The 16122-nt window shown below is 65.0% G+C and carries 13 protein-coding genes; 4 read left to right on the forward strand and 9 right to left on the reverse strand.

Annotated features, from left to right (window positions below):
- Window positions 1-24: 24 nt before the first annotated feature.
- From A3CE_RS0110445 to A3CE_RS0110465, 5 genes are all read right to left on the reverse strand, one after another.
- Window positions 25-399, reverse strand: a complete 375-nt coding sequence (locus A3CE_RS0110445; protein ID WP_245589483.1) for a hypothetical protein — start codon at window positions 397-399, stop codon at window positions 25-27.
- An 80-nt stretch (window positions 400-479) separates the two neighbouring features.
- Entirely contained in the window at window positions 480-719 is a 240-nt protein-coding gene (locus tag A3CE_RS0110450; RefSeq protein ID WP_020640032.1) for a hypothetical protein, read from the reverse strand.
- A 15-nt stretch (window positions 720-734) separates the two neighbouring features.
- The gene (locus A3CE_RS0110455; protein ID WP_020640033.1) at window positions 735-1559 is read right to left on the reverse strand and encodes a conjugal transfer protein; all 825 of its coding nucleotides are present in this window, start codon (window positions 1557-1559) and stop codon (window positions 735-737) included.
- A gap of 171 nt (window positions 1560-1730) precedes the next feature.
- The gene (locus A3CE_RS0110460; RefSeq protein ID WP_245589788.1) at window positions 1731-2558 is read right to left on the reverse strand and encodes a hypothetical protein; all 828 of its coding nucleotides are present in this window, start codon (window positions 2556-2558) and stop codon (window positions 1731-1733) included.
- A gap of 243 nt (window positions 2559-2801) precedes the next feature.
- On the reverse strand, window positions 2802-6566 hold the full coding sequence (locus tag A3CE_RS0110465; protein WP_020640035.1) for a KAP family P-loop NTPase fold protein: 3765 nt from the start codon (window positions 6564-6566) through the stop codon (window positions 2802-2804).
- Window positions 6567-6966: 400 nt separating this feature from the next.
- Here A3CE_RS0110465 and A3CE_RS0110470 point away from each other — a divergent pair, with 400 nt between their 5' ends.
- Both A3CE_RS0110470 and A3CE_RS0110475 read left to right on the forward strand, forming a co-directional pair.
- Window positions 6967-7137: a hypothetical protein gene (locus A3CE_RS0110470; RefSeq protein ID WP_157376777.1), complete on the forward strand. Its 171-nt coding sequence runs from the start codon at window positions 6967-6969 to the stop codon at window positions 7135-7137.
- A gap of 426 nt (window positions 7138-7563) precedes the next feature.
- On the forward strand, window positions 7564-8070 hold the full coding sequence (locus A3CE_RS0110475; RefSeq protein WP_026468350.1) for a hypothetical protein: 507 nt from the start codon (window positions 7564-7566) through the stop codon (window positions 8068-8070).
- On the opposite strand, the gene A3CE_RS0110480 is transcribed toward A3CE_RS0110475, so the two are convergent.
- Window positions 8018-9435, reverse strand: a protein-coding gene (locus A3CE_RS0110480; RefSeq protein ID WP_376741733.1) for an IS3 family transposase whose coding sequence is annotated in 2 segments (ribosomal slippage) — window positions 8018-9072 and window positions 9072-9435 — 1419 coding nt in all. Because the reading frame shifts where the segments join, the coding sequence is not laid out codon by codon here. The genes A3CE_RS0110475 and A3CE_RS0110480 overlap by 53 nt on opposite strands.
- 178 nt (window positions 9436-9613) lie before the next feature.
- Here A3CE_RS0110480 and A3CE_RS0110490 point away from each other — a divergent pair.
- Window positions 9614-10426 carry a hypothetical protein gene (locus A3CE_RS0110490; RefSeq protein WP_125592567.1) on the forward strand — a complete coding sequence of 271 codons (813 nt, stop codon included), beginning with the start codon at window positions 9614-9616 and terminating at the stop codon, window positions 10424-10426.
- Between the two features lie 308 nt (window positions 10427-10734).
- Here the strand turns inward: A3CE_RS0110490 and A3CE_RS53430 are convergent, their stop codons facing one another.
- The 3 genes from A3CE_RS53430 to A3CE_RS56380 are packed head-to-tail and all read right to left on the reverse strand — an operon-like array spanning window position 10735 to window position 12927.
- A complete protein-coding gene (locus A3CE_RS53430) occupies window positions 10735-11439 on the reverse strand; it encodes a DUF2637 domain-containing protein (protein WP_051183761.1) in 705 nt (234 codons plus the stop codon).
- Window positions 11436-12470: a tyrosine-type recombinase/integrase gene (locus A3CE_RS0110500; protein ID WP_026468351.1), complete on the reverse strand. Its 1035-nt coding sequence runs from the start codon at window positions 12468-12470 to the stop codon at window positions 11436-11438. Before A3CE_RS0110500 ends, A3CE_RS53430 begins: the two co-directional genes overlap by 4 nt.
- Window positions 12460-12927 (reverse strand): AbrB/MazE/SpoVT family DNA-binding domain-containing protein, encoded by a 468-nt coding sequence (locus tag A3CE_RS56380; protein WP_125592565.1) that lies wholly within the window; start codon window positions 12925-12927, stop codon window positions 12460-12462. Before A3CE_RS56380 ends, A3CE_RS0110500 begins: the two co-directional genes overlap by 11 nt.
- Before the next feature lie 449 nt (window positions 12928-13376).
- On the opposite strand from A3CE_RS56380, the gene A3CE_RS50775 reads away from it, so the two are divergent.
- The gene (locus tag A3CE_RS50775) at window positions 13377-15488 is read left to right on the forward strand and encodes an ATP-binding protein (protein ID WP_043790788.1); all 2112 of its coding nucleotides are present in this window, start codon (window positions 13377-13379) and stop codon (window positions 15486-15488) included.
- The last annotated feature ends 634 nt before the right edge of the window (window positions 15489-16122 follow it).

Genomic DNA, 16122 nt, shown 5'->3' on the forward strand with positions numbered 1-16122 from the left:
CAACGTCGGTCACCGGGCTGTCCATCACCGCTCCCGAGCCTGGGCCAAAACCAGCTGCAGCGACGACACAGGCGGTTCCTCGAGCTCGGCGCGAAGATGCACGTAGAGCGCGGCGCGGGTCCGCTCCGGTCGCGCAGGCCGATACGCGTGGCGGCCGAGAGTGCCGGACTTCGGAGCGAGGAGGTGCGCGCCGAGGCCCACCAACCAGCCGAGCGGGGTGCGCGACTCGATCCGGGCCCTCCGGACGAACACCGCGGACAGCGGTAGCCCCCAGCGGGCGGGGCCGAGCCAGTCCAGCAGCGGCAGCTTCCACACCACGACCAGCAGAACCAGGAACAACGCGCCCTGGGTCACGGTGTACGGGCCACCGGGCAAGTAGCCGCCATCGCGGCCGGGCATCCGCCCGAACATCCGCGGAAACCGACGCGACCGGGTGTAGGAGCGGCCGACCAGGACATCGCCGCGGCTCTTCGGCGCGGTCAATGCGTGAACCAGGCGCCGAACATGCCGGCCACCCCGTCGAGGTTGAGCAGGATACCGAGGAAGATCGCCGCGATCACGCCGTACTTGATCGCCCGTGTGAAGTTCCCGCGCGTGCCGACCAGCAGCCCGATCCCGCCGACGACGGCAGCCAGCAAAATCAGCCGCCGAACGGACTGATCACCCCAGGCCAGGTTGGTGTCGATCCAGGACTTCACGTCCGCGGCCAGCACGATCATCGGGTTTCTCCTCGCTTACCGGCCCGCCAGTAGCGGCACCGAGTCGATGCGGTTGATCTCCCACCGGCCGGCCCGCGCGACGAGGGTCAGCGCGTAGTCGACTGGGGTGCTCTGCCCGGTGGCGTCCCATGCCGAGGCACGCACAAGGCTGTGGACAGCGGTCCCGTCGGGCGGCCGGGCGGCTTGCCCCGGCTCGAACTTTTCGTGCGTCCGCACCTCGGCCAGCTGCACCGCGGCGAACGGTGCAGGCTTCGGCAGGCCGAGGCTTGCTCCCGGGCTGACGAATCGGTCGAGCTGGCCTTGCCCCGCCAGGTAGGCGGCCAGAAACCCCGTGACCGACTGCCCGATCGGACCAGCAGGGTCCGCAACCTGGTCGTAGGCGAGCGCGGCGGCGCCGAGGGTTCCGGGGCAAGCAACCGGTGAGGGCAGCGAGGCGGCGACGTAGGTGTCGCCGGTCCCGGCCATCGCGACCTGGGCGCACAGCAGCGACGCCGTCCGCTTACCGTCCGGCTGCAGCACCAGCACGTCTGCGACCACGACGACCGACCACGTCCCAGGCGCCGGCGAAGTTGCCGAGACGACCGCGGTGTCGACCGGGACCTGGGTGCCGGCCGCTCGCTGCGACTTCATCCCCGGCGGGTAGAAGGTCTCCAGTCCGGCCGGATCGTCTCGGGTCGCAGAAAGCCAAGCGCGTACGTACATCTCCGCCCACCCCTCCGGCACGGCCGAGGGCGCGGGTGCGCCGCCGTCCCGCATCGACGGCGCACCCGCTGGCTGGAGAACAACCAGTCCGGCGATGGTCAGCAGCGGGCCGGCCAGCACGGCCAGCCACGCCACCACCCGGCCGACCCGGCGACTCGCACCTCGAATCGCGGACTCCGCCTCAGCGTCCGGCAACAGCTCGGCCAGCCAACCTCTGCTGGTTCGGCCGCGACGACCAAGCACGACACGACCTCCTCCGCCAGTTCCGGTTGTTGTTCGAAGGCACGCGTGCCTGGACCCTGGTGTGATTCAGCCGGCCCGGGGAAGGTCTCGGCCCGGATACTCCGCCGCTGCTTCGGCCAGCTGGTCGAACGCGCGGCGTCGGTGACGGGTGATCGTCGGCTGGCTCAGCCCGATCAGCGTGCCGATCTGGCGGTCGGTGGCCACGCCGTCGCGGCCTACCGGGTCACCGAAGTAGCGGGTGGTGAGGATGGCGGCGGAGTGCTCATCGAGCCGGCTCTCCTTCACCGCCCACGACAGCAGCTCGAGCAGCTCCTCCGAGGCGTCCATCTCCCCCAGCACGGCCGCCAACGGCCGGTGCATCTCGTCATCGTCGATGCTGACGATGTCCGCGGCGGCCTGGCCGTGGTCGACGCCGAAATCCCGCTGGGCGGCGCGCTGGGTCTCCCGCATGAGGTTCGCGGCGACGCGCTGCCTGCGCCGCAGCGGATAGCAGCGGGTCTGCTCCCACAGGTGACCGAGCACGGCCGCCTGAATGTCGCGGCTTTCTTCTGAGGCCGAGACGCCACCGCCGGTCACCCCGCGCCGGACACCGACCGCGCCACCCGCCGCTCGTGCCGCATGGACAACACGGCCGACGATGCCGGGGACAGCGGGCAACATCGCGTTCACGACGATCTCGGTAGCGGTGACTCCGCCGCCGCCTGGCGACGCCGCCCGCACCAAGAAAGCATGCAACAGCTCATCGTGGCGTGCGTAGTCGCGGGTGGCCAAGACATCGACCAACCCCGCGTAAGAAGCGATCGCCGACAACACGGGTTCCTCGGCGGCCCACTCACGCAGAACCCGGTCGAACCGCGCCACGACGCGGGGCTGCCGAAACTGGACCTGCAGCATCGTCAACGGGCTGTTCACAGTGGATCGGCTAGCCATGGCCGGCTCCTTCGCTCGGATGTTTGGTTCCGAGCAGCGTTCGACCAGGCGTTCGCGCCGTTCCTGGGCCCTTACCTTGCTCCGCTTGAGAGCAAGCCTCAATTCACCCAGACGGTTAACCACAGGGCGACGGTCAGCACGGGGTGGGACCGGCGATGTCCACACCATCGACGGCCGGCCGGGTTCGTCGTCGACGGTTCGGCTACGTCAACGTCGCTTGCCGAAGTCGATCACGCGGCGAGAACCTAAAAGGCTGGCCGATTTCGTTGCGTAGCCCAGCGGTGCGAGACCGTGCAGAGCGGCGTTCTCCAGCTCCTTCTTACCGTCGACCGCCCGTTGGGTGGCGGCGTCGAAGGCACTTCGAACAGACTTTGGCGGACGTCCGATCTGGGGCATGACGCGGAACACGGATTTTATCGCTTCGGCATTGGGGCCACCGGAGGACGTCAGCTCCAGCATGGCGATCGCTACCTGCTTAAAAAGCTCGACTCGTTCGGGTTCCTTTTGGATCGACGCGGCCACCCACAGATTCAGCACCGCGACGCGCATGGAGTTGTTCTTGCTCGCGTTGTACCGCTCGACCAGTGTTTCTACGACGCCGGCTTCGTTCGCTCCAGCGAGGTTGATCGCGGCGATCACCTTTGCGTCCGGCGTCGACGACTCTGGCTTGCCCACGAATGCTCGGATGAACTCCAGGTGCTCCTCGTCGCTCCAACCAGCCGTGACGTGCTGGAAACCTGCCACGACGTCCGTCGTCAAGAGGGATGTGCCGACTGCAGCCGAGAGCAACGCTTGGGCGTCGGCAGGTGTGACCACCGCGAGCCGGAGCCAGGACGCCAGCGGCTCCGCGCACTCGCCGACGAGTTCGTCGGCGAGTGTCGTCATCGTGGCGGCCTTGGGCAGCAGATCAGAGAACGCGGGCAGATGATGTCCAGCGTGGTTCAGTGACTGGAGCAGAAGCTGCACGCGGCCGAATTGCGCCATCCAGTGTTCTTCGGTCAGGGCGGTCATCAAGTCCATCGCCAGGGTGGTGGCACCGTCCCTCTCAACCTCGTTTTTGAAAACTTCGGGAACGGTGTCGAAGAGGTATGACCGCAGAGCTTCTCCGCGGTTGTCCATCGCGATGTCGGCGCGGAGGGTCTTTGTCAACGAGTCGATCAAGGTTGTCGTCAACAAACTGGGGTCTACGAACCCGTGGGTGGCCAGCACACGCGCGGCGGCCACGGCCGGGAGCCTCGATGCGGCGTCAGAGTCGGTCTCGACCACTTCCGCGACGGTCTTCATCACCCTGTCGGTGATGTCGGGCCGAACATGGGGCAGCGGTTCGATCTGCGTGAGCAGTGCCGATGCTGCGCGCCCGACGTCGACGACTTCCGGTGGCTGTTTGCCTGCGGTGCTGCTCCACAGCTTGATTACAAGTTTTGCCCAGCGCTGATCTGCGTCGGGGACGCGACTGCCCGGGGTAATCGCCCCCAGCCACCGGGGCCACGAAGCCACAACACGGAACTCTGCCGAGCGGAGGATCTGGGCGGCCAAATCACCGTCCGATGTGAGCGGCAAGTTAGAGATGATTTTGTTGATCTCCGTGCGTCCGTACTCGTGATCGATGGCAAGCACCAGTCCCACGATCGCGTGAACCGAGTCGGCGTCGTCATTGCGCAGGTCGTGAGCCAGAGCCGCGAGGCTTTCAATTGCCTTCTTGGCGGCAGTAACCTTCGGGGATTCGACCGGCTGGGCTGGTGCGGCCGTGGTGACAGCCGCGGTCGTCGCGTCAGCTGTTGTGGGCTGCGCCGGTGCCGTGACGGGCGGGGTGTTCAGCGCCTCAGCCAGCAGTTTCGGCAGCGTCTGAGCCAGCCGCAGCAACTCGAGTCTGACAGGGGCGTCCACGGCGCGAAGTGTCGCGAGCGTCGCTTCGCGGTGCGAACTGCACAGACCTCGGGCCAGCAACGCGTTGACACCCCGGGCGTCGGCGGCCGCGGCCGCCGGCTCCCGGAGGATGAACTGGACGTCGGCCTCCTCGTCGTCTCGGACGATCTGGATGATCCGCCGACGGAGCCCGTCGGCATCGCTTGTCGCGCACAGCGTCAGCTGCCAGGCACCCTCAGCGTTGCTCGCCGTCAGGATGTTGATCCCGGACTGCTCGAGGTTGGAGATCGAGGCGAGGACCTCGTCGGCCACGATGCCGTACGGCAGGTCCGGTCGCTGTTTTACCAGCTCGATCAGGGCAACGGCGATGTTCTGCTCCGCGACACCGAACGAATGACGCATTCGTGTGGTGAGATATCGCAACGCTGAGTCACGTCGATCCAGAGACCCGCCCTCGGCACCGACCGCGTCCACAACGGCCCCGATGTCGCCGTCTTCGGCGGACGCCAGGAGCCGCTTCGCGGACGCGGTGTCGAGACCGAACAGGCTCTCTTCACTCCGCAGGAAAACAAGATCGCGCGATGGGCCGTCGACGGTGCGGGTCCGCTGCAGGTAGTTGAGAAGTTGGCGATGATGGGTGTGACGGGTGTCAGCGACCCGCGTGTTCCCGGCCCCGTTGACGCCCTCGCCGTTTTCGTTGCCCTCCCCGACCATGAGGGGTGCGAGCTTGGCATCCGGGTTGTTGTACCTCTGCGCAAGCTCTTTCGCATCGGGGTCGATGTCGTCGGGCAGGGATTCGGAATTCTGCAAGTTCAGCACGTGCGAGGGAAGCTCTGGATCGATGACCAGGTCCCGGCCGAACAGAGGGAACTCCACGCGAAGGCACACCAGTTTCGCCAGGGCCGTCGCCGACCGCGCGGGGTTCTCGTGAAGATGCTTGGTCCGGAATCGTTCCTCGGCGAGCCGGTAGGTCAAGGCGAACGTGTTGAGCAGGTGCTTCACCCGGCGTGGGCTGGTCACGTGTCCGGGAATCAGGACCGAGATGACCAGCGGAAGATTGGTCAGCTCGCTCCAGACGCCGGACTGACGATCCTTCACCAGGTTCAGAGCGAACTCGCCGATGTTGGGAGCAAGCAGGGCGGGAAGGCTGATCTGGTATTGGAAGACCTTATCGAGGTAGGCACTTCCCGTGCTGTAGTAAGGATTATGCGCCGTCACCGGGGTGGGTTGCTGCGATTTTCGAGATAAAGCCTCTTCGAGTACCTGTTGGTCAGCAGCCACTATGAAGACACATCGGTCGGTTCCGAGGAAGGTTCGCACCGCATCCAACGTGGCGACCACGTCTTCCGAGCTGCACCGGTCGAGCTCGTCGACGAAGATCACCACACGGTCCGCTTTGGAGTCCTTCACCAGATCCGCGAGGAGTGCTTCGAACTGTTCGTCACTGTCCGGCTTCGATAGACTGCGTTCGGCTGCGAGGTTCTTGCCGACCAGGGCGACCAGCCCCGACAAGAGCGTCGCCGGAACGAGTCCGGCTGTGACAGCGGTTCCCGCCATCCTGGTGAAGTTCTCGTCGAAGGTGCCGGCTTGGAGCAGGGCAACGATGGCAATGGCGCCCACAAGAAGGGACACCAGGGCGGTGAGTAGCAAGGCGAAGACCCAGATCAGCGTCCAGACACTCGCCGCAGGCACGCGGATGTCCGTGCGGGTGCGTCCCGAGTACAGGTCTTCGTGGTACTTCGCATCAGTTACGCCGAGCTCGTTCGCGGCAGCTGTCACGAACGTCCGGCGCAGGGGATTCTCCGCGTACTTGAACGCGTCGAATCGAACGAACCGCACCCCTTTGGCCCCTTGGAGCCTTCCTTTCACAAGGTTCGCGATACCGGACTTCCCCGAACCCCACGGCCCGTACAGAGCGATGTTCGTCGGAGCTTCCACTCTCGTCGCAAGCTCGACGAGCTGGTCAGCTATGCACTGGTGCTCGAACCGGTCCTCGTGTGCGTCCGTGAGTTCTCGATCCTCAATCAAATCCTCGTGCCCGAGTAACCCGGACCTCACCGTGAACCCTGCGTCGGAACCACCCGCCCCTGCTATCCGGCCGTCCATACCACACCTCCCTCAGTGCACTATAGACAGTTCGCCCGACACTTCCAGGCCCGACACGAGGCCTACGGCAGTAGTGATATCCATAAGTGACATGAATAGTTATCCGCACAACAACGACAGTGGTTGCAAATTAACTCTTGCGTCTCGGCAGACACCCCATCCTGTGTAGCGGCGCGCTGACGACGGCCGAGCTGGCCAAGGTTGAGGACATAACCAGGTGTGCGGATCGGGGCGCGGTCACACACTGCAGCATCCGGCAACCGCGGGCGGGATCACGTTCTTAATCTCAAGACGAGGCTGGGGATGGCCAACGTTCTCGTCTTACCAGGCCTGTGAGCCTGCCAGCAGCTTGTCGCGTGGCAGGGCCACGCTGTTGATCCGCGGGCAGGTGCAGGCACTCGTGGACCTTGTCGCACAGTACCCGACCACGACGTCCGCGGCGGAGTCACCGAAGCCGGCGCAACTCACCATCTGGTCGGCCAGGTCGATCCTGCTCGCCCACGCGGCGATCGACGGCGATCGGGCCACCCTCGCCACTTTCGCCGGTCACACCCCGGATTCGGGCCGGTAGCCCAGCTCACCCGTACCGACCGGTGCCCATCGAGCGGGGACGGGGTCAGGAACGCGATCTCGGGTTGCTGCCCTCTCGACCCATGCCAGCGTGTGCGTGTCCAGGGCGGCGCAGTCCTGGATCTCGCCGGCGGCCGGCACGGTTCCCGGCGGCTCGTCGCGGAGGACGACCGTCTGCAAGTTCACCGGGCCAGCACCCCCAGCCAGGCATGTCTTCCACCGCGCTCGCCAGCCAGCGCGCGTTGGCTAGGTGTTCTGGGTCACGTCGCCGTCTGCGGCCGAGCGCAGGTACGAGGGGTTCAGATGTAGCGTCAAATTTTGAATGATCGTCGTGCGCTCACCGGAGAGCTCCGAAGTGGACTCCCCCGGACGGGCGACTCAGTCGTGCCTCGAGCGTCGGCGGGCCCAGCGGACGTAGGCTGACCCGATGGCTGGAACGGAACGACCCACCGCGTTCGTCACCTGGGCGCACCGGGCGAGCGATTGGACGGCCGAACAGACTGACGGGTGGCAGCACACGGTCCACAGGTTCGCCAGGGCTCTCCGGGAAGCAGGCGTCGACGCCGACATCGATCTCTTCCACCAGCACGACGACGCGGTCGATTGGACCCGCTACGGAACCCTGGCGATCGAGCACGCGGACACGACCATCATCGCGATCTCACGCGCCTGGCGGGAACGCTGGGAAGGTAGCAACGCGCCCACCGAGGGCGCCGGCGCCGCGCGGGAAGCCGACGCCCTGCACGGCCGGTTCGACGCGGATCAGCAGCGTTTTCAAAAAACGGTGAAGATGGTGGTGCTGCCCGGCGCCGACGACCAGGACATCCCCGCCGACCTGCGGCGCGTCCGGAATTTGTCAAGGTGGGTGAGACCAGTGGGTGTTAGGCGGCTTCGGTTTTGGTCTCCTGGCTGGTGTCGTCGGTGGGTCGGTTGATCCAGACGGTGTCGGGGAGATCGAGCACCTTCGGCGCCGTGGTGATGCCACCGAACCGGTGCGGGTGCCTGGCCCGGGCTTCGGTGAGCACGGCGCGCCGGTCGGCGGCTTTGGCGGTTGCCAGGCCGAAGTGGACGTCGGCGGGGGTGTGCAGGCCGATGCCGGTGTGTCGATGTTCGTGGTTGTACCACTGGGCGAACTCGTCCATGAATTTCCTTGCCTCCGACAGTGACCCGAAGCGTTCGGGGAATTCCGGACCGTATTTCAAGGTCTTGAACAGTGATTCCGAGTACGGGTTGTCGTTGGACACCCGAGGCCGCGAGTGTGACCGTGTGACCTCGAGGTCGGCGAGCAAGACGGCGACNGTTTTGCTGGTCATCGACGTGCCCCGGTCGGCGTGCACGACCTGCGGGACGCCGTGGACGGTGAAGATCTGTTCCATCAGTTCTTTCGCCAGGACACCGGATTCGTGGGCGTGGACATGGACGCCGACGATGAACCGGGAGTAGATATCGATCATCACGTACGCGTCGAAGTAGGTGCCTTTCACCGGGCCCGCCAGCTTGGTGATGTCCCACGAATACACCTGACGCGGTGCGGTCGCGACCAGTTCCGGACAGGCCTTCGCTGGGTGACGCGCCAGCCGGCGGCGTTCCTTGACCTGCTTGTTCTCCGCCAGCACCCGGTACATCGTGGACACCGAGCACACGTAGACGCCCTCGTCGAGCAGCTGGGCATAGATCTGCAACGGCGCCAGGTCCACAAATCGTTCGCTGGTGAGCACCTGGAGTATCCGCAGGCGTTCGGAAACGGTCAGTTTGTTGACCGGTTCCGGCGCCGGATGCGCCATGACCGCCGGCGTGGCCGCGGCGGCGGTCTTGCCGTGCCGGATCGCCGTTGAGCGCGCCAGCCCGGTCAGCCAGGCGGCTTGCCTCGTGGGCACACCATCGGCGGTCATGGACGCGTAGGCGTGGGTCAGCGCTTCTTGCGCTTCTCGTCGGAATCCGCTCTCTCGGAGAGACCTTCCAAGAGAGCGTGCGCTTTTCCCATGATGTCCAGGGCCGTCTCGGTGGTGTTCAGCCGTTTGCTCAAACGGGCGTTCTCCCGCGTGAGCCGCGCGATCTCAGCCTGCTCCGCGGACAGTCTGCCGACCTTCTCGCCGGGCTTTTTGCCCGCCAGCACGCCGGCATCGCGCTGCTTGCGCCACTCGCTGATCAACGACGAGTACAGGCCTTCCCGCCGCAGGTATCCGCCGCCGTCGCCCTGCTCACACGCCGCCTCGTAGGCGTCCAGATGGGCGAGCTTCTCCGACGCGGTGAACGTGCGTCGCCGTGGCCCGTCGCTGCGCGGGTGCTGGGAATCCATCCGCTCATTGTCGCCCTCGACTACCGGGGACATGGTCTTGCGGGTCATGTCAGTCGATCCGTATCTCGCCCTGCATCAGGCCGGGTTGCTGTGAACCAGTGGACTCAACTCACCCTGACACGCAGGGGTCACGCGCTACTACATCACTGACTTCACGCGGGACGGCATGGAAGACCTCTTGCGCACGCTCTACGGAAGCCCGCGATACGTCATGCCGCCGTTGGGCCCGGTCCCGGACCTGCCACCGGAGCTGCCCGCGGAACCACAGTTCGAAGTCGAACCGGATGTCGGGTGGCGCGGGCTGAGGGTCCCGGTCCAGCCGGTCGACACGGCGCTCGACACGGTCCCCGACCGCCTCGGCGGACCGGTCCTCGAACTGCAGCTCCACCCGCCTGTTCCGGTCCCGAACCTGCCGATGGCCGGCCTCCGTGAACTCGTGAGCGATCTCGAGCGCATCCTCAGCGCGGCTCTCCCATCCCTTAGGCCGTTGGGCAGCCGGTCCCAAGACGAGTGGCAAGTCAGCAAAGCGGTCGAAGGCGATGTCGCATCCGTTCGATCTGAGCCTCTGCTTCGCAGCGCGGGGCTCGGCGTGTCGCCGGACTTCCCGCTGTACATCGATGTCCATCGTAATCGGACCGTCGTCATCGCCATGCGGTTGCGTCGCGACGCGATCAGCGCGAAGGTCGACGACGCCTCCTTGCAGCGCATCGCCGAGGAACTGATCTCCACCGCGAGCGGCCTAAAGGTTCTCGCGGATGATGTCGTCCCCTTGCTCAGGCTCGGCCCGCTGGATTCGGTTTCGCCCGGCGATCCCGGCACCCTGCAAGACGGATCATCTAGTGCGACGTTCCCGTGGATGCACGGCGGGAAGGCGAAGACCACTGGTACGGACAGCATCCCGCTCGGCTATCTCCGGGCGCATGTTGCCGAAGTCACCACGGAACTCGTCGCGCAGCTGGTCGCCGACCTGCCGGGATACGGGCGTCCGTAACACCGGCCGCCGGCAGAGAGACTCTGGTGGGAGCAACGCACACCCGTCGATTCCTCGGATGCCGGAAAGACGGGGGAGGACGTGTGCTGCCGCGGTAGTGGTAGTGCCGGTAGCGGCGGACTGACCGCCTGGCTGCTGACCGACACCTCCGCACCGACGCAGAACCTCGCGAGCGGTTCGTTCCGGGACACCGGAAGCGGAGTGAGCGTCTCGGACGACGCGCCGCAATCGATAAAAGGCGATCCCCGACGACAAGGTCGCGAAGCCGTTCTTCACGGAAACGGAGTCGCCCCACCGGCACATCAACATCACGAAGGTGGGCCCGAGTAAATGACCGCCCTCGCGGACGTCGCTACTGCGCCTACCGTCTCAGAACGTCCGGAGCCGTTGATCTGCTGATCTTGATCGGTCCTCCACTTCCGGAGAATCCGACGGCCGTAGTTGTGCGTTCCGACCACTCGATCCAGCTCCGCGCCCGTCGGCGTACGGCCGCGGGCCCGCTCGCCGACGTAGTACTCCCACATGCGTTGCTCCGCGGTCGGGGCCGAACCGTCCGAGACGTCTGCGAGTCGCAGTCTCGGCGGCGTCTCGGCGGCAGGCTGCTGCTCGGTCTCGTTGTGGGCCTCCCGGCGATGGCGAAGGGCGCGGTTGAGTAGTTCCACGGCCAGGAGAAGCGCCAGGGGTGGGCTGGCGGCGACGATGACGCCGAGAACGGTCTGGTTGTCGGTCGAGCCGATGTTCGCGCACAGCGAGAGCGAGATCCCGAACCCGAACGCCGTCCACGCGATACGACGGCCCGAGTCTCGCCCGGCCGTCCAAAGCTCCACCGTCGCGATCGTGAGTAGCCCGTCGACGATCAGCGGCCAGATCGCCGCCGTCGTGGAGTCGGCGCCGAAGCGAAGAGCGAACGTGCGGCCGTGCCGGTAGGACGCATACGCCGCGCCGAGGGCCACCAGGGCGGTGCAGGCACATTGGACAACCAGTGACAGCTGCCATCGCTGGGGTCGGGTCATGACGCACCTCCGGGGGCAGGCCTGTGAGCGAGGGGGTGGGGTTCGCCGGTCAGCGCGGCCAAGGCGGTGGCCACGTCGTGGAGCGAGGCTTTGACATAGGTCACCGTCGCGCTGTCCCCCGCATCCGAATGCCCCGCGTAGGCGTGCGCAACGCCGTAACCGAAGCGGCGCTCGACCCAGGTCAGGGTGGTGTGGCGGAGCCAGTGGGTGGAGATGTTCTGCGTGTGCACCGACGGGACGTGCCGGCCGATCCGCTCCCACAGGTAGTCGTAGCGCCGTTTGGTGATCGGCTCGCCCGTGCGGTACCGCAGCAAGGGCCCGTCGGGGTGGGTTGCCCCGCGCTCGTCGGCGTGCGAGACCAGCAGTCTCATCAACGTCGGCGACACCGGCTGGAACCGGCTCGTGCCGTCCTTTTCCCGCAGGTAGACGAGACACTGGGTCTGCTCCAGGTCTCGCCGCCGCAAACCCAGTGCTCCCCCACGCCGGCACGCAGTCTCGGTGTGCAGCCGCAGCAGGAGCGTGTCGAGATACGGGTCGTCTCCCGTCTCGGCCGCCGCAGCGTTGATCTCGATCAGCTCATGGTCAGCGAGCGCCCGCCGGGGCGAGGGCAACCGGCGGGGTTTGGCGACCTTCAGGGCCGGGTTCTCCGCCTCGGTCAGGATCCGGTCGGCGACCGCATGCCGGTACAGACAGCGAACCGCGGCAATGAAGTTCTCCGCCGCGTTCCGCCCACCGCGCGAGTTCCGCCGCACCACCGCCTGCGCCCGCGACTCCTCGGCCAGCTGCTTGATCTCCGACGGCGACGGCTCATCCAGCCGCCGACTCCCCCACACCGCCTCCAGCCGACGCCAGTACGACGAGTACGAGCGTGCCGTCGCCGCCGACACCGCACGAGCGACCACCGGGATGTACTCGGTGAACGTCGGGACCTGGGGGCGCTCCACCGGTTCGGTGAGCAGGTCGGCGGGAGCGATGCCCATCTTCGAGAGCAACAGCCGGGCCGCGTCCAGTTCCATCTGGCTACTGGTCATCGGAACCACCTCCGGTCAGGGAGGCGTGGTAGCCGAGAATCATCTGGTCCAGGGCCGACAGCGGGTGCACGACCAGAACGCCGTGCTCCGGGTCAGCGACCAGCAGGACGTCATCGCCGGGAGTCACGCCGCACAGGCGGCGGAGTGCGACCGGCAGCACCACCGTCCGGCGCGTGCCCAACCGGAACACCCCACCGGGGTCGGGCTTCATCACCACCGATGTCGCCACACCGGTCGCAGCCAGCCGCACCGACGCCGGCCAGCCCAACAACCTCAGCAAAGGCCGCACGCACACCCGGCCGGAGGCGTCGATGCGGGCGATCGCGTACGCCAGACCACACCGAACACGACCAGGCGGTGGCGTCGGCAACGGCAGCGGGACCGCGATCGGAGCCAGCGGTGCCAGCAGCCCATCGACGCTCGCCCCAGGGATGACCGGAGCTACGAGAGCGCTCACGCCGACCACCTCGATCGGGTGACACGAGGCTGGAACGCAAGATGCCGACCACCAAAACCGGTGATCGGCGTGCTGTGAGAGGATCGGTGAAAGTTCACCACTTTTGGTGTCCGAGGACGATCTTGCTCACTATCTACACGCCTGCAACTCCTAGCTTGACCTGCAGGTTCCCACGAGTTGGGCCCGAAGCCACCACGCGCCTCATGGGGTAATTGAGTGTCCGAAAAAACGATCTTGCACTTTGACCACAACGCTTTCGCCGCGAGCACGTTTCAGCAGGTCAGAGCCACATTGCCCTGTTGCCGCCTGGAATTCGGACCTGTCCGTGGCCACACATCGAAGACCATTCGTATGGGCAGCAACCGGCTCTGTCGTGACGCGAATGCATGGTTAACACACAGTGTCTGCCTGTGCTCCGTGAGGGTGGTGCTGCAGAGGAAGCCACTGGAGTGACGCTGGCGGGCGACACACTGAAGTGCATGGTGCGAGAAGCGGACAAGGGCGGTTCGGATTGCGTACCGCGGCAGTTGCCCTCGACGGTTCGGGATTTCACCGGCCGGGCCGACTACCTTGCAGCCTTGGACGCGCTGATCTCGGAAGGAGACGACGCGGCGCCGTCGGGGGCGGTAGTGATCTCGGCAGTAGACGGAACCGCTGGGATCGGCAAGACGACTTTGGCGGTGTACTGGGCACACCGGACGCAACATCATTTTCCGGACGGAACCCTATACGCCAATCTGCGCGGCTACGGCCCGGGTGAACTCGCTACCCCCGGTGAGGTCTTGGGCGGATTCCTCAGCGCATTGGGGGTTCCGGCCGAACGAATGCCGCCAAGCATTGAGGCGCAGGCCGGGCTGTATCGGTCGTTGCTTGCGGAGCGACGGGTCTTGGTTGTGCTCGACAACGCCAAGAATGCCGAGCAGGTCCGGCCATTGCTGCCGGCCTCAGCGGGCTCGGTCGTCGTGGTGACCAGCCGCGACAGCCTCACCGGGCTTGTCGTCACCGAAGGTGCGACAAGACTAACGCTCGATCTTCTCAGCCTCGACGAGGCAATGGCGTTAGTAGCGGGTATCGTCGGCACGTTGCATGCGGAGGCCGAGCCCGACGCGCTGGCGGAACTTGTCCGGCTGTGCGCCCGGCTGCCGCTGGCGTTGCGGATCGCCGCCGGACGGGTCGCCGCCGGCCCGCAAACCACCGTGGCCGAAGTGGTCAACGAACTGACCGACGATCGCTACCGGCTCGACGTACTCAGCCGCAACGGAGATGAGCGAGCGGCGGTCCGCGCAGTCTTTGATTGGTCCTACGAGCAGTTGATGCCGGTACAAGCAAGCCTGTTCCGGCGGTTGGGTCTGCATCCTGGCCCTGACTTCAGCCTCCATGCTGCTGCCGCGCTCACCGACCTTAAGCTGTCTGAAGTTCGCCAACAACTGGAGGGCCTATCCACCGCGCACCTGATTGAACCGGTAGGCGGAAGCCGATACCGATTCCATGACTTGTTACGCACCTACGCATGCGACCAGGCTCTCCGATTCGACACCAATGAAGACCGAGACTACGCCGTTGAACGCTTCCTTAACTGGTACGGCGACACCGCGTATAGATGCGATGAGCTGCTATATCCTGCCCACCCTCGGACCCCACGGACGCACAAATGTTCCAGTCATCTATCACCGGAGATCAAAGACTCAGCACAAGCGCTGGCCTGGCTTGAAGCTGAACGCGCAAACATGTTGCCCTCCCTTCAGCAGGCCGTCGACAATGAACTACATGAACAGGCCGTACATCTGGCGCAGAATAGCCGATTCCTCAGCCGGCACGGCAGATGGGTCGATGAGCTTCGAGGTGCCCGACTTGGCCTGGTTGCAGCTGAGCGCTCCGGTGATCGCGTGGCCGAAACGCGGTTTCGCAACTGGTTAGGCGAGGTATTAATTACGGCAGAAAAGTGGAATGAAGCACTAGAAAATCTTGAACATGCATTGACTCTGGCTCGGGAAATCCCCCTAAACCGCCAACTAGCCAACGCACTTAACGGCATCGGCCTACTTCGTTGCTTACAGGGGCATTTCGAAGAGGGATTGCCCTATCTTCATGAGGCATTGCCGTTGAGTCGAGGTATTGACACCGGCCGACTCGAAGCGGTGATCCAGGGTAATCTAAGCTCTGCATTTACGGGTCTCGGCCTCTACAAGCAGGCACTTGAACACGGCGAACGCGGCCTCATCTTGCGTCGCCGTGCCGGCGATCTGACTGGTGTAGTTTATGCCATGCATTGCCTGGCGCGAGCCTGGCAAGGACTAGGTCAACACCAGAAGACTATTTCGTTGTGTCGGGAGGCAATAGCTGATGGCCGAGCTGTCGACTACACTCCCCACGCAGTCGCCGAACCGCTTGACACACTCGGGATAGCGTTAAACTCAACTGGTCGCTGCGCCGATGCGGTCAAATGCTGGCGCGAAGCAGCGACCTTATTCGACGGCTACAACCGACCCCATCGCGCCGCCGAGGTTCGAGCCCGCATCAAGGCAGCCGAAGCTGCCCTCGGTAAGATCGGGCAATCGTAGACGCGGCGTGCCGCGCACGAGACCGTGCACCGATCTAGCGAACTCAACCGCTCAGTATCGGCACCCTTGCAGACTGCACGATATAACAGAGGTGTCAACCAATGCGGCAACACCACAAAACACGACGAAGATGATCGACTAATGTTTGATGACGCAAAGATCATGTGCACACGTTTTGATCAACTCCATAATGCTTTGGGTAAACCACCCTAAACTTGCGGGCCAAAAAAATTCAAGTTAGATCGCCAGGCTTTCCATGTCGATCCTCCCACGTATGAATTTTCCCGCTGCGATCCACCAGAACCGTACTCTTAAACATTCTTAACAGGCGCTCTCGAACGATCTCGGACTCTTGCGACTGGCGCCACTTTGGATAAATCAGAGCAGACTGCCACGACGGAAGCGCCCTACCGCCTAAAATTCGATTCTCGTCGTTTGCGCAAATCGTAGTAAATGAGTTTCCTGCCGCATCACCTCGACTTATCGTGAAGTCTTCACAAGAAGCGCCGATTACTGAAACATTTGTGTGGCCCAGCCATTCAAGGCTCAACTCTGCGCCAGTCGGTATATCAGGAAGACGCGTTGGGTAGGCCCACTCCGAATCTTCGTGCTGATATCGGTGCGCAACAACTAC

The organism is Amycolatopsis balhimycina FH 1894 (assembly GCF_000384295.1).
Classification (GTDB): Bacteria; Actinomycetota; Actinomycetes; order Mycobacteriales; family Pseudonocardiaceae; genus Amycolatopsis; species Amycolatopsis balhimycina.